At 65.8% G+C, this 20,470-nt stretch carries 23 protein-coding genes and 1 other RNA gene; 11 read left to right on the top strand and 13 right to left on the bottom strand.

Annotated elements, in window-relative coordinates; genetic code table 11:
- The first annotated feature begins 1 nt into the window (after nt 1).
- Both AC24R4_RS14470 and rnpB read left to right on the top strand, forming a co-directional pair.
- Nucleotides 2-805, top strand: a complete 804-nt coding sequence (locus AC24R4_RS14470; RefSeq protein ID WP_487523300.1) for a DUF3025 domain-containing protein — start codon at nt 2-4, stop codon at nt 803-805.
- A 35-nt stretch (nt 806-840) separates the two neighbouring features.
- An RNA gene (rnpB, locus tag AC24R4_RS14465) (RNase P RNA component class A) lies at nt 841-1,185 on the top strand.
- Nucleotides 1,186-1,286: 101 nt separating this feature from the next.
- Here rnpB and AC24R4_RS14460 read toward each other — a convergent pair.
- Entirely contained in the window at nt 1,287-1,709 is a 423-nt protein-coding gene (locus AC24R4_RS14460) for an OsmC family protein (RefSeq protein WP_153946555.1), read from the bottom strand.
- Between the two features lie 761 nt (nt 1,710-2,470).
- Here AC24R4_RS14460 and rplM point away from each other — a divergent pair.
- The 5 genes from rplM (at nt 2,471) to erpA (ending at nt 5,352) form a co-directional block, all read left to right on the top strand.
- Nucleotides 2,471-2,899, top strand: coding sequence for a 50S ribosomal protein L13 (rplM, locus tag AC24R4_RS14455; protein WP_019447062.1), 429 nt, complete (start codon nt 2,471-2,473; stop codon nt 2,897-2,899).
- 14 nt (nt 2,900-2,913) lie between these two features.
- Nucleotides 2,914-3,306, top strand: a complete 393-nt coding sequence (rpsI, locus tag AC24R4_RS14450) for a 30S ribosomal protein S9 (protein ID WP_066739492.1) — start codon at nt 2,914-2,916, stop codon at nt 3,304-3,306.
- A gap of 239 nt (nt 3,307-3,545) precedes the next feature.
- A complete protein-coding gene (locus AC24R4_RS14445; RefSeq protein WP_487523299.1) occupies nt 3,546-4,301 on the top strand; it encodes a DUF6776 family protein in 756 nt (251 codons plus the stop codon).
- A 22-nt stretch (nt 4,302-4,323) separates the two neighbouring features.
- Nucleotides 4,324-4,884 (top strand): bactofilin family protein, encoded by a 561-nt coding sequence (locus AC24R4_RS14440; protein ID WP_487523298.1) that lies wholly within the window; start codon nt 4,324-4,326, stop codon nt 4,882-4,884.
- A 99-nt stretch (nt 4,885-4,983) separates the two neighbouring features.
- A complete protein-coding gene (gene erpA, locus AC24R4_RS14435; protein WP_066739489.1) occupies nt 4,984-5,352 on the top strand; it encodes an iron-sulfur cluster insertion protein ErpA in 369 nt (122 codons plus the stop codon).
- 73 nt (nt 5,353-5,425) lie between these two features.
- Here erpA and AC24R4_RS14430 read toward each other — a convergent pair whose 3' ends face one another.
- Nucleotides 5,426-6,565, bottom strand: a complete 1,140-nt coding sequence (locus AC24R4_RS14430) for an anhydro-N-acetylmuramic acid kinase (protein WP_487523297.1) — start codon at nt 6,563-6,565, stop codon at nt 5,426-5,428.
- A 3-nt stretch (nt 6,566-6,568) separates the two neighbouring features.
- Complete coding sequence (locus AC24R4_RS14425) at nt 6,569-7,963, bottom strand: M23 family metallopeptidase (RefSeq protein ID WP_400394783.1); 1,395 nt, start codon at nt 7,961-7,963, stop codon at nt 6,569-6,571.
- Nucleotides 7,964-8,179: 216 nt separating this feature from the next.
- On the opposite strand from AC24R4_RS14425, the gene tyrS reads away from it, so the two are divergent.
- From tyrS to AC24R4_RS14405, 4 genes are read left to right on the top strand one after another with little or no spacing between them, the layout of a single operon-like run.
- Entirely contained in the window at nt 8,180-9,421 is a 1,242-nt protein-coding gene (gene tyrS / locus AC24R4_RS14420) for a tyrosine--tRNA ligase (RefSeq protein ID WP_400394786.1), read from the top strand.
- Nucleotides 9,422-9,428: 7 nt separating this feature from the next.
- On the top strand, nt 9,429-9,899 hold the full coding sequence (gene dtd, locus AC24R4_RS14415; RefSeq protein WP_066739485.1) for a D-aminoacyl-tRNA deacylase: 471 nt from the start codon (nt 9,429-9,431) through the stop codon (nt 9,897-9,899).
- A gap of 19 nt (nt 9,900-9,918) precedes the next feature.
- Nucleotides 9,919-10,566, top strand: coding sequence for a YbhB/YbcL family Raf kinase inhibitor-like protein (locus AC24R4_RS14410; protein WP_400394789.1), 648 nt, complete (start codon nt 9,919-9,921; stop codon nt 10,564-10,566).
- A gap of 55 nt (nt 10,567-10,621) precedes the next feature.
- Nucleotides 10,622-11,296 carry a histidine phosphatase family protein gene (locus AC24R4_RS14405; protein ID WP_092595342.1) on the top strand — a complete coding sequence of 225 codons (675 nt, stop codon included), beginning with the start codon at nt 10,622-10,624 and terminating at the stop codon, nt 11,294-11,296.
- 30 nt (nt 11,297-11,326) lie between these two features.
- On the opposite strand, the gene AC24R4_RS14400 is transcribed toward AC24R4_RS14405, so the two are convergent.
- The 10 genes from AC24R4_RS14400 to dusB form a co-directional block, all read right to left on the bottom strand.
- Nucleotides 11,327-12,061, bottom strand: a complete 735-nt coding sequence (locus AC24R4_RS14400) for a queuosine precursor transporter (protein WP_153946563.1) — start codon at nt 12,059-12,061, stop codon at nt 11,327-11,329.
- A 165-nt stretch (nt 12,062-12,226) separates the two neighbouring features.
- Entirely contained in the window at nt 12,227-12,814 is a 588-nt protein-coding gene (locus AC24R4_RS14395) for a BPSL1445 family SYLF domain-containing lipoprotein (protein ID WP_487523296.1), read from the bottom strand.
- 64 nt (nt 12,815-12,878) lie between these two features.
- A complete protein-coding gene (locus tag AC24R4_RS14390) occupies nt 12,879-13,469 on the bottom strand; it encodes a hypothetical protein (protein ID WP_153946565.1) in 591 nt (196 codons plus the stop codon).
- A gap of 228 nt (nt 13,470-13,697) precedes the next feature.
- Entirely contained in the window at nt 13,698-14,765 is a 1,068-nt protein-coding gene (gene ruvB / locus AC24R4_RS14385; protein ID WP_487523295.1) for a Holliday junction branch migration DNA helicase RuvB, read from the bottom strand.
- 84 nt (nt 14,766-14,849) lie between these two features.
- Nucleotides 14,850-15,431: a Holliday junction branch migration protein RuvA gene (gene ruvA, locus AC24R4_RS14380; RefSeq protein ID WP_400396997.1), complete on the bottom strand. Its 582-nt coding sequence runs from the start codon at nt 15,429-15,431 to the stop codon at nt 14,850-14,852.
- Nucleotides 15,432-15,485: 54 nt separating this feature from the next.
- Entirely contained in the window at nt 15,486-16,661 is a 1,176-nt protein-coding gene (locus AC24R4_RS14375) for a glycerophosphodiester phosphodiesterase (protein ID WP_487523294.1), read from the bottom strand.
- 112 nt (nt 16,662-16,773) lie between these two features.
- The gene (ruvC, locus tag AC24R4_RS14370) at nt 16,774-17,319 is read right to left on the bottom strand and encodes a crossover junction endodeoxyribonuclease RuvC (RefSeq protein ID WP_153946805.1); all 546 of its coding nucleotides are present in this window, start codon (nt 17,317-17,319) and stop codon (nt 16,774-16,776) included.
- A 106-nt stretch (nt 17,320-17,425) separates the two neighbouring features.
- The gene (gene purH, locus AC24R4_RS14365; RefSeq protein WP_400392053.1) at nt 17,426-19,000 is read right to left on the bottom strand and encodes a bifunctional phosphoribosylaminoimidazolecarboxamide formyltransferase/IMP cyclohydrolase; all 1,575 of its coding nucleotides are present in this window, start codon (nt 18,998-19,000) and stop codon (nt 17,426-17,428) included.
- 16 nt (nt 19,001-19,016) lie between these two features.
- Entirely contained in the window at nt 19,017-19,250 is a 234-nt protein-coding gene (locus tag AC24R4_RS14360; protein ID WP_066739474.1) for a Fis family transcriptional regulator, read from the bottom strand.
- A complete protein-coding gene (gene dusB / locus AC24R4_RS14355; protein WP_400392057.1) occupies nt 19,247-20,317 on the bottom strand; it encodes a tRNA dihydrouridine synthase DusB in 1,071 nt (356 codons plus the stop codon). Before dusB ends, AC24R4_RS14360 begins: the two co-directional genes overlap by 4 nt.
- Nucleotides 20,318-20,470 lie beyond the last annotated feature (153 nt).

Below are 20,470 nucleotides of genomic sequence, written 5' to 3'. Positions count from 1 at the left end.
CTTGCTGTCCGCCATCGACTGGACGCGGCCGTGGTTCCGGCCGTTTGCCGGGTTCGCCGCGTCCACCCCGGCCTTCACCGGCGGGGACTTGTGCCACGCGCTCAACGCGCGCGCCGCGCATCTGCCTCACCTGCGGAACGCGCAAGGGTTGCCGCTGCGGTTCGTGCCGCAGGCCGACCTGCCCGAGGGCGTCGCCTACGAGGCCCATATCTACGCCACTGGCCATGTGCCGACGCGCGATAACCTCCACGATGCGTTCAGCGCACTTGTGTGGCTGCATTTCCCCGAAACCAAGCGCCTGCTGAACCGGCTGCAGGCCGAGGCCATCGCGCGCGACGGCGTCGGCCAGGTGCGGGGCGGCCTGCGCGATGCAGCGACGCTGTTCGACGAGAACGCGGTCATCTTCGTCAGTCCGGATGCCTCGCTGTCCGACGCGCTGCGCGGGTTTGCGTGGCACGAGCTGTTTGTCTCGCGGCGCCACGCGTGGCACGCCCGATGTACCGTGGTGCCGTTCGGCCATGCGCTGCTGGAAAAGCTGGTCCAACCGTACAAGTCGGTCACGGCCCACGCCTGGTGGATTCCGGCCGCGCCCGATACCCCGTTGGACCAGCTCGACCGGCTGCTGGCGGATTCGCTCGCCGGTGCGGCCGACGCCGGCCGCCTTGCCGGCGGGCGCAGCTTCGCGCCATTGCCGGTGCTGGGCATTCCGGGCTGGTGCGATGGCAATGCCGATCCGTCGTTCTACGCCGATGCCAGCGTGTTCCGGCCGGGCCGCCGGACAGCGGCGGCGGCCACGCAGGGCTGACCGGCGTCCACTTCGGTGTTAGACTGCGGCCCCGCAAAGCAGGCCAGACAATCGCTGCTTGCCCTCGCAAGGGGGTGAGGGGAGGAAAGTCCGGACTCCACAGGGCAGGGTGTTGGCTAACAGCCATCCACGGCAACGTGCGGAATAGGGCCACAGAGACGAGTCTTGCCGCCGGCTTCGGCTGGCGGGAAGGGTGAAACGCGGTAACCTCCACCTGGAGCAATCCCAAATAGGCAGACGATGAAGCGGCCCGCCGAGTCTGCGGGTAGGGAGCTGGAGCCGTCCGGTAACGGCCGGCCTAGAGGAATGGTTGTCACATGCCGTGTGCCTGCAAAGGCATGCGGTGTGCACAGAATCCGGCTTATCGGCCTGCTTTGCTCTTTCGGATACAAAAAAACGCCCGGCGCAGACACTTCTGCGCCGGGCGTTTTGCTTTCCAGGCAGCTTTCGAGGCGGGCGCGGCGTGCCGCGCCGGGGTCGGTCAGCCTTCGATGATCTCGGTGGTGTGGGTGATCTCGGCGGTCTTGGCCAGCATGATCGACGCCGAGCAGTACTTTTCGTGCGACAGCTCGATGGCGCGCTCCACCTTGGCAGGGTCCAGGTTCTTGCCGGTCACCGTGAAGTGGAAGTTGATCTTCGTGAAGACCTTCGGATCGGCGTCGGCGCGTTCCGCCTCGAGCTTGACCGAGCAGCCGCGCACGTCCTGCCGGCCGCGCTTGAGGATCAGCACCACGTCATAGGCGGTGCAGCCGCCCGTGCCCAGCAGCACCATCTCCATCGGACGCGGCGCCAGATTGTTGCCGCCGCCGTCAGGCGCACCGTCCATCGCCACCAGGTGTCCGCTGCCGGTCTGGGCGATAAAGCTCATGCCCTCCGGGCCCGACCATGTCACTTTGCATTCCATTTTTTTCGTTCCTCGTTTCCTGATGGTGTTTTGACGCGCACGGCGGCGCGCGTCGTACGGCTTGCATTCCGCGAGTATAGGGCAATCGCCACAGGCGCCTTGGGTGCGGGATTACCCCTAATATTCCGAAGGTTTCCTCTAGTGTGGTGTCCATGCACCACCCCGCGCTTGCCCTTAACTCATTGATTTTTAGACATATCCACGGATCGTGAGCGCGGCTTTCTCCATTTCATATTGTGGTATTGCATTTCGCAGTGCAAATTTTCTTGCATCCCGGAGGGCCGTATGTATAATTCATTCCATCGAACGACGGCGCTGATGAGCGCGCCAGAGTGCGAAAGCGAAAGCCGGTAACGTACCCGAATCGCTCGCCGCACCGCCCGCCCTGACCGGCCCCGTCGATCGCCCGGTGTCTCCTCCACCCTCCTCCTTTGGTGGATTCAAACCCAAGTCCAATACGACTTGGGTTTTTTTTCGTCGATTGCAAGGGTCAAGGGCCGTGGGAAGCCGGTCTTTGCGGCGCTAGCGGCGCTTTGTCCCGCTGCCGGGTGCGGGCTGCTTGACGAAAAGCCACAACTTTGCTTGTGCGATGGCGAGAACGCCCAGTATAATCGTCGGCTTTCCGGTCATTGCCCCCGGAAAAAGATTCAGGGAGAGCCTGCAGATACAAGCAGGAAGGCCAGGTCCAAAGGGCCGGCCGCTGACAGGACGCTAAAACGGCGACCGTCATCTCGGGCAGTTTTCAAAATCAGGAAAAAATCATGAAGACCTTTTCCGCCAAGCCTGCAGAGGTAAAGCGCGACTGGTACGTGATTGACGCGACGGACAAGGTCCTCGGCCGTGTTGCCAGCGAAGTGGCACGCCGACTGCGCGGCAAGCACAAGCCGGAATTCACTCCTCACGTCGACACCGGTGATTTCATCATCATCGTCAATGCCGCCAAGCTGCGCGTGACGGGTACCAAGGAACAGGACAAGAAGTACTACCGCCACTCGGGTTACCCCGGCGGTATCTACGAAACCACGTTCGGCAAGATGCAGCAGCGTTTCCCGGGCCGCGCCCTGGAAAAGGCTGTCAAGGGCATGCTGCCGAAGGGTCCGCTGGGCTACGCGATGATCAAGAAGCTGAAGGTTTATGCCGAAGGCGAGCATCCGCATAGCGCACAGCAGCCCAAGGTGCTGGAAATCTAAAGGGGCCAATATCCATGATCGGTAACTGGAATTACGGTACTGGCCGCCGCAAGAGCGCAGTGGCTCGTGTCTTCATCAAGTCGGGCAAGGGCGACATCATCGTCAATGGCAAGCCCATCAAAGAGTATTTCGCTCGCGAAACCTCGCTGATGATCGTGCGCCAGCCGCTGGAACTGACTGCTCACGCCGAAACGTTCGACATCAAGGTCAACGTGACCGGCGGTGGCGAAACCGGCCAGGCCGGTGCTGTTCGCCACGGCATCACCCGCGCTCTGATCGACTACGATGCAACGCTGAAGTCGGCCCTGTCGAAGGCTGGCTACGTGACGCGTGATGCACGTGAAGTCGAACGTAAGAAGGTCGGTCTGCACAAGGCACGTCGCCGGAAGCAGTTCTCGAAGCGTTAATTCGCTGTTGTCCCGATCCGGCTTCGCCGGATCTGGCAGCAAGAAACCGCACGATTCGTCGTGCGGTTTTTTTTCGCCTGTCGCCCGTCCAGCCAGCCCGCGACATCGTCTCAACCCTGATGCAAACTTGCCATTTCTTACACTTTTCATTCGCGCGATGATCGCCCGGCGATACAATCACGGGCCTGCGGATCGGGGAGATAGACGATGGGTCACAGGAAAGCCTGGCGGATATCGCAATGGGGGTGAAGTACCGGCCGTTGCGCCGAAGCGGCAGGCTGCGGGCAGGGCGGGCCATTGTCCGGACCTATCGGCCGTGGCGAACCTGGCTGCTGGTTGCTGTGCTGGTGGGCGTGGTGGGAGCAGTCGCGGGCCTGTCGGCCTATGAGGCCGGGCGCCGCTCGGCGCCGCTGCCTGCCACCGATGCCGATCTGGCGGCGGCCCATCAACAGTTGCGTCAGCAACTGGCAGAGGTGTCCGCCGAGCGCGACAGCTTGCGGCAGAGCGCCAACACGGCCGAGGCCCGGTTGCAGATCGCGCGTACCGCGCAGGAACGCATGGCGGAACAGGTCAAGTCGGCCGAGGCCGAGGTGGCACAGCTCAAAGAGGATCTGGGATTCTTCGAATCCCTGTTGCCGGCTTCGGGGGACACGTCCGGTATCCACGTCCGGAGCTTCCGGGTGGCCATGGATGAAACGCAGCCCCGTGCCCTGCATTACCGGCTGCTGGTCATGCAGGGTGGGTCAAAGGCCTTTGTCGAGCAGCCCGAGTTCAGGGGTGAAGTGCAATTCACCATCTCGGGAAATCGGCACGGCAAGCCGTTAACGTTGATGTTGCCGCAGCCGGGCGATGCGCCACTGCCGGCAATCCGGCTGACGCATTACCAACGCATCGAAGGCGACCTGGCGATTCCGCAGGACGCCGAAGTCCGCGCCGTATCGGTCCGTATCGTCCAGAACGGCCAGGTCCGGACGACGCAGACGGCCACGCCGTAGTCAGCGCAAAGAGGAGTACAACATGCTGTTTTCGAAGAAGAAAGGCTTGTCCATCGACACGCTGGTGGGGCAGGACGCCGCCATCGAAGGCGATGTGACCTTTTCCGGGGGATTGCGGCTGGACGGTCGCGTGCGTGGCAACGTCGTGGCCGCCGAGGGCAAATCGAGCATGCTGGTGATCAGCGAGAAGGGCGTGGTCGAAGGCGAGGTGCGCGTGGATCACCTGATCCTGAACGGCACCGTGACCGGCCCCGTCCATGCCGCCGAACTCCTGGAGTTGCAGCCTCATGCGCGCGTCTACGGAGAAGTGCGCTATGCGGCTCTCGAAATGCATCAGGGCGCGATTGTAGAAGGCCGACTCGTGCCGTTGGTGCAAGCTGAAATTCGCGCCTTGCCGAACCATATGCCACCCGCGCAGGTCAAGGAAGCACAGGCCGAGACAGCGGAGGTGACGCCGGACGCCGATGCGGCGGAAGGCAAGGCGGCAGACGACGATGCGGCTGAAGCCAAGGGAAGCGAAGCGGGCAGCGAAGACCAGGCCAGCGAAGGCAAGGCGACCCAAGGTGCCAGCGTGCCGGCCTGAGGTGACGCACTCGCCCAGAGACCCTTGAAAACACAGGGCTTCGGCACGATTTGTGAGTAGCCCGTAGAATACGGGCGTATCTAACCAGGAGAATTCCCCATGAACGCAGTCGCAGAGGCACCTGTTACCGAGGAAATGCCGGCACCGTTCGTCTTTACCGACAGCGCCGCCGACAAGGTCAAGCAGCTGATCGAGGAAGAGGGCAATGCCGAGCTGAAGCTGCGCGTGTTCGTGCAGGGCGGCGGTTGCTCCGGCTTCCAGTACGGCTTCACGTTCGATGAAGACGTCAATGAAGACGACACGACGCTGGTCAAGAATGGCGTCACCCTGTTGATCGATTCGATGAGCTACCAATACCTGGTGGGCGCCGAGATCGACTACAAGGAAGACATCAACGGCGCACAGTTCGTGATCAAGAACCCGAACGCCTCGACCACCTGCGGTTGCGGCTCGTCGTTCTCGGTCTGATCGGCTTCGCCAAGGCAAAAAAGCGCACTACGGTGCGCTTTTTTTATTCCCGAAAGCGCGGCCAGGCCGCCAGTCAGCGCGGATAGACCGCGCCCAATACGCGCGGCCCCGCTGCACCCGTGACCGTCGGGACGTTCCCGGGCGCCCGGCGCACGCACTGCCGCGCCAGCCACGCAAAGGCGATGGCTTCCACCTGCGATACCGGCACCCCGAAATCCTCGGTCGTCTGCACCGCAATGCCCGGCAGCAACTGGCCGAGCGTCGCCATCAGATAGTCATTGCGCGCGCCGCCGCCGCAAACGATCAGGCGCCGGGCGTTGCCGGCATGCGTTCGCACGTCCTGGGCGATGGCCGTGGCCGTCAGCGTGGCCAGGGTCGCCTGCACATCGGCGGGTGCGATCTGTCGGGGCAGTCCGTTCAGCACCGCTTGCAGCCATTCCGGATGGAACAGGTCGCGCCCCGTGCTCTTGGGCGGCGGCGCGCGGAAGTAGGGCTCGGCCAGCAGGCGTGACAGCAGATCGGCATCGACGCTGCCGCTGGCGCCCCAGGCACCGCGATCGTCGAACGGCTGGCCGCGATGCTGCTGCACCCAGTGGTCAAGCAGTGCATTGCCGGGGCCACAGTCGAAGCCCGTCACCGGGTGGCCGGAATGGGCGGCCGGCAGGATGCTGATATTGGAGATGCCGCCGATATTGCAGACCACGCGCGTTTCATCGCGGGCGCCGAATAGCGCCGCGTGGACGGCCGGTACAAGCGGCGCGCCCTGGCCGCCGGCGGCGATGTCGCGGCTGCGGAAGTCGGCCACCACATCGATATCGGTCAGCTCGGCCAGCAGGGCCGGATGCTGGGTCTGTCGCGTGTAGCCCGTCCCGTCATACAGGCCGGGGCGATGGCGGATGGTCTGACCATGTGCGCCGATGGCGGTCACCTGCCCCGGCGCGACATTTGCCAGGCGCAACAGCCCGGCCACGCACTCGGCATACACGCGCGCCAGTCCGTTGGCGGCCAGGGCCTCGCGATGGATCTCGTCGTCGCCGGGCTGCTGCAGCGCGCCGAACGCTTCGCGCAAGGCCGGCGGAAACGGCGCGTGCGCGGCGGCCAGCACGACGGGGTGCGCGCCGGAAAAATCCACCAGCACGCCGTCCGCGCCATCCATGCTGGTGCCCGACATCAGGCCGATATAGCAGTCGCTGGGCACCGGGGACATGGACATGGATCAGTTGCTGGCGGTCAGGACGTTATAGGTGCGCAGCATGTTGATGCGGCTCAGCATGGCGCTCGAATAGTTCAGGAATTCGGCGCGCGACTTGCCGGTGAGCGTCGGCGCTTCCATCAGCGTCGTCGTCAGCGGGTTCTGCGGCACATCGTTATAGCGGAATTCGTAATGCAGGTGCGGCCCGGTGGCCCAGCCCGTGGAACCCACGTAGCCGATCACCTGGCCCTGGCTCACGTGCTGCCCCTCGCGGATGCCCGCAAAGCCGGACAAGTGGGCGTAATACGTCGAATACCCCCCGGCGTGCTGCAGCACGATGATGTTGCCGTAGCCGTTCTGCTGCCCGACAAAGTCCACCGTGCCTTCGCCCGACGCCAGCACCTTGGTGCCCTGCGGTGCGGCGAAGTCCACGCCCTTGTGCTGCGCCCACTTGTGGTGGAGCGGATGGTCGCGGCCGCCGAAACCCGACGACACGCGCGAGAACTCCACCGGCGAGCGCAGGAACGGGCGCTTCATGCTGCGGCCGTCGAACGTGTAGTAGGCACCCGGCTCGCCATCCTGCGGCGCGTACCAGAGCGCCTGGTACAAAGTGTTGCGATTGATCAGCTCGATCGCCACCACACGGCCGTTGCGCACGAAGGCGCCGTCGCGGAAGCCGGCTTCATAGACGATGCGGAAGCGGTCGCCGCGCGCAATGTCATGGTGGAAGTCGATCACGCCCGAGAAGATCGAGATCATCTGGCTGACCACTTCGTCAGGCACGTTGGCCGCGTCCATCGACTTGAAGAAGCCGTTGGTGTCGATGGCGCCCGACGCCATTTCGTAGTGCAGGTCGTTCTCGACCGTGGCGATGCGGGCCTTGTACGTGTAGTCGCCGCCTTCCTTGGCTGGCGCCACGCGCTCGATCACCAGTTCGCGCGAGGCCGCGGCGTCACCGCCCAGGTTGGCCTGCAGCGACACCAGCAGGTTGCTGTCGTCGATCTCGGCCTGCACGGTCTGGCCGGGATTCAGGCTGAACAGGCCCCGGGCGGTGGAATTCTTGAGGATGAAGGACTGCGCGTCCGGATCTTCCACGCCAAGGCGGCGCAGCAGCGTGGCGATGGTATCGCCCCGCTGCATGCGTTCCTGGCGGACGTAGACGTTGTTGCCGTCGACTTCGGTCAACTGTTCAAGCTGCTCGCGCACGTCGGGCATGCGCAGCGGCTGCAGCACGCGCGGGGCGAGCGGATCGTCGTAGGCGTTGCGGGGGGCAACGCCCATTGCAGCCGCCATGCCGAGCGTGAAGACCGTGCCGACGGCAACGGTCAACTGCTTGCGGCGGCGCGTATGCTGGGGATTCGTAGGGTCAACAAGGACCACCAGCTCACGCGCGAAAACTTCGCGGAGACTAGACCACATCACGTAGAATTCAAGCTTTCGGTATTGCCAAGGCCGCTGCCGCGACGATATCTCTCGTCTGCCTTCCTCCCCCGAGGTGCGGTGCGGGCGTTGTCTGATTGCCGCCTGGAGCGGCGGTTTGCCGACGGATGACCCGTCTGGCACGAAGCGCGGATTATACCAGAACCGCTCCGGTCGTCCGTCGCAGTTTCTTTATAGATTTCAAAGACTTACGTCATGAGTGAAGTGTCCTCGGCCGCCGCGCCCAATTATCCACTTACGCCGTCGGTGATGCGCGCCCTGGAGATCACCAAGCGCGGCTGTGACGAGCTCCTGGTCGAAACCGAGTGGCTCCAGAAGCTCGCGCGCAGCGAAGCCACCGGCGTGCCGCTGCGCATCAAGCTGGGCCTGGACCCCACGGCACCCGACATCCACCTCGGGCATACCGTGGTGCTGAACAAGCTGCGCCAGCTCCAGGACCTGGGCCACCAGGTGATCTTTCTGATCGGCGATTTCACGTCGACGATCGGCGATCCGTCCGGCCGCAATTCGACCCGTCCGCCGCTCACCCGCGAGCAGATCGAGGCCAACGCCCAGACCTACTACAAGCAGGCGAGCTTGGTGCTCGATCCGGCGAAGACCGAAATCCGCTACAACAGCGAGTGGTGCGACCCGCTCGGCGCGCGCGGCATGATCCAGCTGGCAGCCAAATACACGGTGGCCCGGATGATGGAGCGCGACGACTTCACCAAACGGTTCCGGACTGGGATTCCGATTTCGGTCCATGAGTTCCTTTATCCACTCATGCAGGGCTACGATTCGGTGGCGCTGAAGTCCGATCTCGAACTCGGCGGCACGGACCAGAAGTTCAACCTGCTGGTGGGCCGCGAGCTGCAGAAGGAATATGGCCAGGAGTCGCAGTGCATCCTGACCATGCCGCTGCTGGTGGGTCTGGACGGCGTCGAGAAGATGTCGAAGTCCAAGAACAACTACATCGGCGTGACCGAAGCCCCGAACGACATGTTCGGCAAGCTGATGAGCATCTCGGACGACCTGATGTGGCAGTACTTCACGCTGCTGTCGTTCCGTCCGATGAGCGAGATCGACCTGATGAAGGAAGAAATCGCCGCGGGCCGCAACCCGCGTGACTGCAAGGTGTTGCTGGCGCAGGAAATCGTCGCGCGCTTCCACAGCCAGGCCGCTGCCGAAGCCGCGCTCGAGGCTTTCAACCACCGCGCCCGTGGCGGCATTCCCGACGACATCCCCGCCGTGACGCTGGAAGGCGCCCCGCTGGGCATCGGCCAGCTGCTCAAGCTGGCCAACCTGGTGCCCTCCACGTCGGAGGCCAACCGCAATATCGAGCAGGGCGGCGTGAAGATCGATGGCGAGACCGTCAGCGACAAGGCGGTCAAGGTCGCTGCCGGCACGTATGTCGTGCAGGTGGGCAAGCGCCGCTTTGCGCGCGTGACGCTGTCCTGACGCGGCGATGATCGCCCTGATCCAGCGCGTATCGCAGGCGCGCGTGACCGTGGATGGCCGCACCACCGGCGAAATCGGCGCCGGCCTGCTGGCGCTGGTCTGCGCCGAGCGCGGCGACACCGAGGCGCAGGCCGAACGGTTGCTGGCCAAGCTGCTGTCGTACCGGGTGTTTTCCGATGCCGAGGGCAAGATGAACCTGCCCGTGCAGAACATCGACGGCCAGGGCACGGCGGGCGGCTTGCTGGTGGTGTCCCAGTTCACGCTGGCCGCCGATACCAACAGCGGCACGCGCCCCAGCTTCACCCCGGCGGCGGCACCGGAAGACGGCCGCCGCCTCTATGATCATTTCGTGACCCGCGCGCGCGCCGCGCATCCGTCGGTCCAGACCGGCGAGTTCGGCGCCATGATGCAGGTCAGCCTGACCAACGATGGCCCCGTGACGTTCTGGCTGCGCGTACCTCCGGCCGGAACTGCCTGACATATCGAAGGAGATCTTCATGAAACTCTGGAGCAAGGCTTTTGCCGACAACGCGCCGATTCCCGGCGAGTTTGCCTTCTGCGTACCCGATGCCGCCAGCCATGTGGCGTTGTCGGCGAACCGCAACCCGGACCTGCACTGGGAAGACTTCCCGGCCGGCACCCGGTCGTTTGCGCTGATCGTCCACGACCCCGACGTGCCCAGCAAGGGCGACGACGTGAACCAGGCGGGCCGCGAGGTGCCGGCGTCGCTGCCGCGCGTGGACTTTTTCCACTGGGTGCTGGTCGATATTCCGCCCGGCCTGAACACGATCTCGGCCGGCACGCATAGCGACGGCGTGATCGCGCGCGGCAAGCCTGGACCCGAGGCGCTGGTGGGCACCGCCACGGCCGGCGGCCTGCGCCACGGCCTGAACGACTACACGGGCTGGTTCGCCAACGACCCTGACATGAAGGGCGACTATTTCGGCTACGACGGCCCGTGCCCGCCGTGGAACGATGCCATCGTGCACCGCTACGTGTTCACCGTGTATGCGCTCGACATCGACCGTGTGCCGGTGGAGGGCAAGTTCACCGGCGCCGACGTGCGCCGCGCGATCGACGGCCACGTGCTGGCGCAGGCCAGCTACACCGGCACCTACACGCTGAACCCGAAGCTGGTGAAGTAAGCAGGCTGCCGCCGCGCCACACTCCGCCCAAATCCGTCGCCCCCAAGGAACTGGCATGTTGCAAAGTAACGGCCCGCAGTCGCTGGCCTACACCCACCTGATCGTGATCCGCCATGGCGAGACGGCCTGGAACCGCGAAAGGCGGCTGCAGGGCCAGATCGACATTCCGCTCAATGACACGGGCCGTGCCCAGGCCCGTGCGCTGGCCGAAGCCCTGACCGGCGAGCCGATCGATGCGGTGTACACCAGCGATCTGGGACGTGCGTTCGAAACGGCCACGCCGCTGGCGCAGGCGCTGGGTTTGTCCGTGCGCGCCGAGCCGCGCCTGCGCGAACGCTGCTACGGCGAGCTCGAAGGCATGACCTATGCGGAAGTGGCGGAAAAGCGGCCCGACGACTTTGCCCGCTGGCAGGCGCGCGTGCCCGACTATGCGCCGCCGGCCGGTGAGTCGCTGCGTGAATTCCACGAGCGGGCGGTGGAGGTCGCGCTGTCGCTGTCGCGCCGCCATCCGGGCGAACGGATCGCGCTGGTGGCCCACGGCGGTGTGCTCGATTGCCTCTATCGCGAGGCCACCGGCATGACGCTGGAGGCGCCGCGCTCGCACGAGCTGCTGAACGCCAGCGTCAACCGGCTGCGGTGCGACAGTGCCAACCTGACACTGCTGCAATGGGCCGATGTCAGCCATCTCGAGGCGCTGACGCTGGACGAGGTCGACCGCCGCGTACCGTGAGACGCGGTGCGGGCGGTCAGCGCCTAACGCCTACACGCGCAGCCGGAACGGCGTGAAATTGGTGTTCCGGTCGTACCAGTCCTCGTTCTCCGCCCGCTTCAGAAATCCCACCACCTTGTAGGTCACGGGGGTCATCACGACCTCCCAGCCGGTCTTCAGGATGTACTGCGCGATGGCCACCTGGATGACCTTTTCCAGCGGCCAGATGCCGTAGAACGCAATCACGTAGAACAGCGACGAATCGACGAGCTCGCCCGCCAGGGTCGAGCCGATGGTCCGCGTCCAGAGCCAGCGGCCGCCGGTCCAGAGCTTCATCTTGGCCAGGGTGTAGCTATTGGCGAAACTGCCACAGCAGAACGCGATCAGGGACCCCAACGCAATGCGCCAGGTGTTGCCGAACACGTCTTCCAGGCTTTTCTGGTAATCGATCATGAAGGGCGCCACGGGCATGCGCAGCACGACGAAGGCCATGAACGTGGCAAACGCCAGCGCGGCGAAGCCGGCCCACACCACGCGCCGGTCGCGGCCGTAGCCGTAGACCTCGGTGAGCACGTCGCCAAAGATGTACGAGACCGGGAAGAACAGCACGCCCGCGCCGAACGTGACCGGCCCGATCACCGGCAGCGTGACCTGCGCCGCCTTGGCCGCACCGATCAGGTTCGAGCACAGCAGCACCGTGACAAAGGCCACCATCACGAGGTCGTAGTAGCGATAGACCCGCCCGGAATGGCCGGGGGCGGCGGTGGCGGCAAGCGGTTCTTGCATGGGTGGCATCCGGGGGCGGGCAGCGCGGGGGCGGCGTGGTTCGCGCGATTATGCCAGTGGCGACGCGTGCGCGTGGTGCGCCCATGAAAAAGCCCGGCCGAAGCCGGGCGTTTCCATCCGCTGTCTCGCCTTGCCGCCCTGACAGGGCGGGGCCGGCGCCAGGCGTCAGATGTCGAGCTTGCTGATCTTCGCGCCGTTCAGCGACACATCGACCATCGCCCCGGCGTTGGTCTGGACGAAGGCAATGACAGGCTGCTGCGCCGTCACGGTGTCGATGGTGCCATTGGCGCCCACCTTGGCCAGTGCCACGCTGGCATCGGCGCCGACGGTCCAGCCCTTCGACTGCACGAACTTGTTGTACGCCTCGGGCGTCATGAACATGATGATGACCGAGCGGGACTGGCCCCCGGCGGTCAGGCCGATGGAGCCCGCAATCGTCCGGTAGTAGCCCTGCGTGACGCCCTTGCTGCGCAATGCGCCATCGCCATACTCGCCGCCGATCACCAGGCCGCCTGAGAGCACGCGCGGGAACACCAGGATGCCTTGCGCACGATTGCCCAGTTCCTGGGCGCTCTTCACCGAAGCGTAAAGCCGGTTCAGCGCGCCATCGGCGCCGGCGTCGATTTCGCGGCGCTGGGCCGCGGCATCGGTGCCCGCGCTGGTGCCCGTCGTCGTGCAACCGGCAGCAAACGCGGCCGTGGCGACCAGCAGGCCCGACCCGGCGACCCGGGTGACAAACTGACGTCGATCCATTTGTTGTTCTCCTGGAGGGGAAAGGTACTGCGTCAGAGGCGATGCGGCAGGGTTGCCGGACCGGTCAGCCAGCGGTTGGTGCCTTGACCGTGATCGCCACGACTTCCTTGATCACGAACTTGGCCATCTGGCCCTTCTTGATACTGGCGAGATCGATATTCGGGTCCTGGACCTTCACGGTGCGCAGAGTCTCACGCGGGCCGCGGAACGTGACTGTGCGCTTGGCAACATCCACATTGGTGACTTGTGCGGTAATGGTGGTCGTGATTTCGCGCATGACGCCGGGCTTGCCGCCCTCGGGCGCGTGCGAGATGCGCTCGACCTGCTCCATCAGCGCGGTGTCCTTGCTGCCGATGGGCTCCAGCCCGGCCACCACGGCCGCGCCGCGCGTCAGTGTGACGATATCGCCCTTTTTGACGTTGCCGATGTTCTTGGCTTCGTCACCCGCGATGATTTCGACCAGATTGCCGCCCGGGCCCTTGACCAGCACGGCCTTCGAGTCGGGATCGACATTGACGACCCGGCCGCTGACCACCGCTTCCTCGGCCACGCCGATGGGCGCCGGGGTCGACGGTTTCTGGGCCTGGGCGGCGCCGCCCCAGGCGAACATCAGGCAGGCGGCAATGGAAAGGGCGTGCTGGGCTCTGATTTTCATGGCTGTCCTTGTTGGCGCGCGTGCGCATTTTGTAAAAAGGATGGAGCCATTGTGGACAACTGGCCATAAGCCATCAATCCACTTCGAAAAAACTTGCAGGGGTTGCCGAAAACGTTTAATTGGCGCCCGGCCGCACGCACAGCGGCTTGCGGGCCGGGGTAGACGGCAGCGCGAAGGGGCTGCCAGGGCGGTTGTTGCGCCGCCGGTGCAACCGGGTCGTGGTGGATGTCAGAGGAGGGTGCCGTCGCCGTCGCCGCGGTCGCTGCGCGGCGACGCCAGTCCGAAATGGCGATAGGCGGCGGCGGTGGCCACCCGGCCGCGCGGGGTCCGCTGCAGGTAGCCCTGCTGGATCATGTAGGGCTCCAGCACGTCCTCGATCGTGTCGCGGGCTTCACCGATGGCGGCTGCCAGGTTGTCCACGCCCACCGGGCCGCCATCGAACTTGTGCAGCACGGCCTCCAGCAGCTTGCGGTCCATCAGGTCGAAGCCGACGCTGTCCACGTCGAGCATCGCCAGCGCCGCGTCGGCCAGTTCGCGCGTGATCGCGCCGTCGCTCTTGACCTCGGCGAAGTCGCGCACCCGGCGCAGCAGCCGGTTGGCGATACGCGGGGTGCCACGCGCGCGCCGTGCGATTTCGAGCGCGCCGCCGGCATCGATGGTGGCGTTGAGCAGTTGTGCCGACCGCGTGACGATGCGCGCCAGTTCGTCGGCCGTATAGAACTCCAGCCGTGCCACGATGCCGAAGCGGTCGCGCAGCGGGTTGGTCAGCATGCCGGCGCGCGTGGTGGCGCCCACCAGCGTGAACGGCTGCAGGTCGAGCTTGACCGAACGCGCGGCCGGGCCCTCGCCGATCATGATGTCGATCTGGTAGTCCTCCAGCGCCGGGTACAGGATTTCTTCCACCACGGGCGACAGGCGGTGGATTTCGTCGATGAACAGGACGTCGTGGGCCTCGAGGTTGGTCAGCAGCGCGGCCAGGTCGCCGGGCCGCTCCAGCACGGGGCCCGACGTCTGGCGCAGGTTCACACCCATTTCGCGCGCGATGATGTGGGCCAGCGTGGTCTTGCCCAGGCCCGGCGGGCCGAACAGCAGCACGTGGTCCAACGCCTCGCGGCGCTTGCGGGCCGCGTGCATGAAGATGTCGAGCTGGCCACGCACCTTTTCCTGCCCGACGTATTCGTCAAGCAGCTTCGGACGCAGCGCGCGTTCGAAGGCTTCTTCCTGGGTGGAGGCGGGGGTGGCGGAGATTACGCGCTCCGGCGGGCGGTCGCCGGTCAGCTTGTCGGTTTCGATCATGGCAGTGGAAAGCTATATGGCGCCATTCTACGCTGCCGGTGCGCACGGCCCGCCAGCACGCAGCGACATCCCGCGCCGGCAGCGTTATCCCTTTGACAGCGCCTTGAGCGCGAGCTTGATGCCCTCGGACACGCCCGTGCCGGCCGGCACCTGCTTGATCGCCTGCGCGGCTTCCTTCTCCGAATACCCCAGCGCCAGCAGCGCGTTGAGCACATCGACGGCGCTGTCGGGCACGGGCGCGGCACCGGGCACATGGCCCAGGTCGGCACCGAGCTTGCCCTTCAGCTCCAGCAGCAGGCGTTCGGCGGTCTTCTTGCCGATGCCGGGAATTTTCGTCAGCCGGCCGGCTTCCTGCATCGTCACGGCCTGCGCCAGTTCCGGGACGGACAGGCCGGACAGCACGGCCAGCGCCATGCGCGCGCCGATGCCGGTGATCTTGATCAGCTCCCGGAAGGTGTTGCGCTCGGTGGCGGTGCCGAAGCCGAACAGCAGGTGGGCGTCCTCGCGGATGATCTGCTGCGTCAGCAGCACCACGGGCTGCCCCGTGGCGGGAAGGTTGTAGAAGGTGCTCATCGGCACATCGATCTCGTAGCCGACGCCGTGGCAGTCGACCAGCAGATGCGGGGGATTCTTTTCAAGCAGGGTGCCGGCGATGCGTCCGATCATGATGGATGGGGTCAGGTGCGAATTCTGGCCGCAAGTGTAGCGCGGCCCTCAGGGTTACTGGCCGGCCGGCGTGGCCACGGCGCGACGCCCCAGTGCGGGGTCGTCCGTGAAGAAGCCGTCGATGCCGGCCGCCAGGAAGGCCTGCACTTCGCGCACCATGCCGTCCGGGTTGCGGGTGGCATCGTCGCCCGGCGCGCGCAGCGTCTTCGGCAGGAAGCTGTTCTCGGGACGGAACGTGTACGGGTGCACCACCAGGCCGGCGGCATGGGCGTTAGCCACCAGCGGCGTGGGCGCCGCCAGGCTGCCGTGGGCGTCGCGCGGCATCACCAGGCTCTTCTCGGGGCCGATGCCGTTGGCGTAGGTGGCCACCTCGCGCAGGCCCAGCGGCGTCAGCATCGACGCATAGGTGCGACTGTCGCCCGCCAGCCGCCAGTCGGCCGGGCGCTGCCTGGCGTTGCCGATCAGCTGGACGATTTTCACGTTCGGCATGGCGCTGCCCAGCAACCGCTTCATGGTCCGCAGCGGGCCCACTTCGAACGACTGCACGTAGACCGGCGCGGTCTTCACGTAGGCATTGCCCTGCAGCGTGGCGGCGAGCTTTTCTTCGAGCGGCAGGCCGATGCCGCGGAAGTAGCTCGGGTGCTTCAGCTCGGGATAAATGCCCACCGGGCTGCCGCGGCGGCCCGATGCCTGCGCTGCCAGCTTCAGGATTTCGTCGAAGGTGGCGATTTCGAACTGGTCATCGAGCTTGGCGTTGTAGGGCCGCAGCCTGGGGATGCGCTCGCGGGCGCGCAGCGACTTGAGTTCGGCCAGTGTGAAGTCCTCGGTAAACCAGCCGTCGATGCGCTCGCCGTCGATGACCTTGATGCGGCGTCGCCCGGCAAACTCGGGCACCTCGGCCACGTTGGTGGTGCCGGTGATGTCGTTCTCGTGGCGGGCCACCAGCACGCCGTCCTTGGTGGACACGAGGTCGGGCTCGATGATGTCGGCGCCGTCGTCGATGGCCTTCTGGTACGACGCCAGCGTGTGCTCGGGCCGCAGGGCGCTGGCGCCGCGATGACCGATAACCAGCGCCGGGGCGGCGGGCGCGGGGGCCGGGGCGGCCGGTGCGGGTGCCGTGGCCGGCGGCGTCGCGGTGGCAACCGGTGCGCGCGGCGCCGTGACGCAGCCGGCGACCAGCGTCGCCGTGGCCGCAGCCAGTGAAAATCGGAAAACGAGGGATTGCGGCATCTGGGGCGTTCCTGGGCGGGGGCTCGAACGCCGATTCTAAGCGACGCAGGCGTCAGGCCCGTCGCATCGACAGGTCAGTCGGCGCGCAGATCTGTCTGCCGGGGCAGCCGGGTCAGCCGATCAGGCGGCCGCGCCGCACGCGCAGCCCCTTGCGCGCCAGTTCGGGCGCCATCGTGGCCAGCGTGCCGAGGGTGTCGCCCCCGTTGGCATGGCAGATCGCCACGCCCAGCGCGTCGGCGGCATCGCTGCTGGGGCGGCCGGACAGCGCCAGCAGGCGCATCACCATTTCCTGCACCTGGTCCTTGTTGGCGCGCCCATAACCGACCACGGCCACCTTCAGCTGCAGTGCCGTGTATTCGAACACGGGCAGGCCCTGGCCCACCAGGCCGCAGATGGCGGCGCCGCGTGCCTGGCCCAGCAGCAGGGTCGATTGCGGATTGACGTTGACGAAGACCTTCTCGATGGCCGCGCAATCGGGCGCATAGGTGCGCGCGACTTCGGCAATCCCGTCATAGAGCGTCTTCAGGCGCTGGGGCAGGCTTTCGTCGCCATTGCTGCGGATCGTGCCGGAGGCCACATAGGCGAGCTTGTTGCCGTGCTTTTCGAGCACGCCGAAGCCGGTGGTCCGCAGACCGGGATCGATGCCGAGAATGCGCATGAAGCGGGGAGGGGGAAACAGATGCGCGTAGTGTACGCTGCCCACGCCTGCAATGCTGCAGGTTTGCGCCCCTCTCCCGCAAAGCGGGGAGAGGGGCCGCCGCAGCTTAGTGGCGGAAGTGGCGCGTGCCGGTCAGCACCATGGCGATACCGCGCTCGTCGGCGGCGGCGATCACTTCGTCATCGCGCATCGAGCCGCCCGGCTGGATCACCACGGTGGCGCCAGCGTCGACCACCACGTCCAGGCCGTCGCGGAACGGGAAGAACGCATCCGAAGCCACGGCCGAACCGGCCAGCGTCAGGCCGGCGTTCTGGGCCTTGATGCTGGCGATCCGGGCCGAATCCACACGGCTCATCTGGCCGGCGCCGACGCCCAGCGTCATGCCGTTGGCGCAGAACACGATGGCATTCGACTTCACGAACTTGGCCACGCGCCAGGCGAACATCAGGTCGTCCATTTCCTTCGGGGTCGGATGACGGCGCGTCACCACGCGCAGTTCGCCCGGCTGCACGTTGCGGGCGTCCGGGCCCTGCACCAGCAGGCCGCCGCCCACGCGCTTCAGGTCATACTGGTTGACACCGCGGCCGAGCGGGATTTCCAGCAGGCGCACGTTCTGCTTGGCGGCAAACACGTTGCGCGCGGCGGTGCTGAACGACGGGGCGATCAGCACTTCCACGAACTGCTTGGCCACGGCCTGGGCTGCGGCCTCGTCCAGCTCGACATTGAAGGCGATGATGCCGCCGAAGGCCGAGGTCGAATCGGTCTTGAAGGCCTTGTCGTAGGCTTCCAGCGCGTTGGCGCCGATGGCCACGCCGCAGGGGTTGGCGTGCTTGATGATCACGCAGGCGGCGCCGTTGGCGGCGTCGAACGACTTCACGCATTCCCACGCGGCGTCGGCGTCGGCGATGTTGTTGTACGACAGCTCCTTGCCCTGCAGCTGCACGTAGTTGGCCAGCGCGCCGTCCACGGTCTTCAGGTCGCGGTAGAACGCGGCCGACTGGTGCGGATTCTCGCCATAGCGCATTTCCTGCACCTTCTCGAAGGCCAGGTTCAGCGTCTGCGGATAGCTGCTGCGGGCCTGGTGCGACTTGTCGGCGCCGAGGCTGGTCAGGTAGTTCGTGATCGCGCCGTCGTACTGGGCGGTGTGGGCGAACACCTTGGTGGCCAGGCGGAAGTTGGTGTCGTAGCCCACGCTGTTGGCGTTGGCGCGCATTTCGTCGAGCACCACGGCGTAGTCGGCCGGGTCCACGATCACGGTCACGTCGCGGTGGTTCTTGGCCGCCGAGCGCAGCATGGTCGGGCCGCCGATGTCGATGTTCTCGATGGCGTCCGGCAGCGTGCAGTCATCCTTGGCCACGGTCTGCTGGAACGGGTACAGGTTCACCACCAGCAGGTCGATCGTCGGGATGTCGTGCTCGGCCAGGGCGGCCATGTGCTCGGGCAGGTCGCGGCGCGCCAGGATGCCGCCGTGCACCTTCGGGTGCAGCGTCTTGACGCGGCCGTCGAGCATTTCGGGGAAGCCGGTGTAGTCGGCAACTTCCGTGACGGGCAGGCCGGCGTCGGCCAGCAGCTTGGCGGTACCGCCGGTGGACAGCAGCGTGACGCCGAGCGCGTTCAGGTCGCGGGCGAAGTCGACGATGCCGGTCTTGTCGGAAACAGAGAGAAGGGCTTGCTTGATCATGGCTTGGGGGAACGCTTCAAAGTAATCCGTGTTGCTGCAGCTTCTTGCGAAGGGTATTGCGGTTGATGCCGAGATACGCGGCCGCCAGTGACTGATTGCGCTCCGCGCGCAACATCACGGCTTCCAGCAGCGGCCGTTCCACGGCCTCCAGCACCATGTTGTACATGTTGGACGGCTCTTCGCCGTCCAGGTCACGAAAATAGGTATCCAGGCTGTCCCGGATACATTGGTCGATAGCGTTGCGGCTCATGCGGCAAGCAGTTCCCGGTTCTTTTTGTTGTGGATGTTTTCTTCTTCGTCCGTGGCGGCGGCGGTGTCGTCGACATAGACCAGGCGATCCGAGATGGCCGCCTGCTCGTCGAAGAACGCATTGACCGCTTCCAGCTGCGCGCCCGTGGTTTCCAGCGTGTTCATGCGATGGCGGAACAGGTTCGCGCCCTTCAGCCCGCGCGTGTACCAGGCAATATGCTTGCGTGCGGTGCGCACGCCGGTGAATTCACCGTAGAACGCGTAGTGATCCGCCAGGTGATGGTTCATGATTGCCCGGATCTCGGCCACTTCGGGCGCCGGCAGCAGTTCGCCGGTCTTCAGGAAGTGCTCGATCTCGCGGAACAGCCACGGACGCCCCTGCGCGGCGCGGCCGATCATGATGGCGTCGGCGCCGGTCGCTTCCAGCACCAGCTTCGCCTTGTGCGGCGACGTGATGTCGCCGTTGGCCACCACCGGAATGCGCAGCGCCGCCTTGACCGCGGCGATGGTCTCGTACTCGGCCTCGCCGTGGTACAGGTCGGCGCGGGTGCGGCCATGGATCGTCAGCATGCTGATGCCGGCGTCTTCGGCCATGCGCGCCACGCGCAGCGCATTCTTGTGCTCGCGGTCCCAGCCGGTGCGGATCTTCAGCGTGACCGGCACGCGGTCGCCCACGGCGCCCACCACGGCCTCGACGATGCGTACCACGAGCGGTTCGTTCTGCAGCAGCGCCGATCCGGCGGCCACATTGCACACCTTCTTGGCCGGGCAGCCCATGTTGATGTCGATGATCTGCGCGCCCCGGTCGACGTTGTAGCGCGCCGCCTCGGCCATCATCGACGGCTCGGCGCCGGCGATCTGCACCGAGATCGGCTCGACCTCGCCCGCGTGGTTGGCGCGGCGCACGGTCTTCTCGCTCTTCCAGAGTTGCGCGTTGGACGCCACCATCTCGGACACCGCGTAACCCGCGCCCAACTGCTTGCACAGCTGACGGAACGGCCGGTCCGTCACCCCGGCCATGGGGGCGACAAAGAGGTTGTTGCGGAGCTGGTGGGGACCGATCTGCACGGTGACGACGCTGGAATCTGGCTGGGAACTGGCAAAAACATGCCCCTGCCGGAACAGCTGTCGGCGTGGTCGGGGTCATGGGCGAGGCCGGGATTTTACCGCCAAACTGATACGGTTGCCCAATAAATGAGCAAATATCGTGGGGCGGGAGGG

It is taken from the genome of Cupriavidus sp. CER-90 (genome assembly GCF_057652055.1).
The sequence above is the reverse complement of the archived record's forward strand: the minus strand, read 5'-3'. Positions and strand labels throughout refer to the sequence as shown.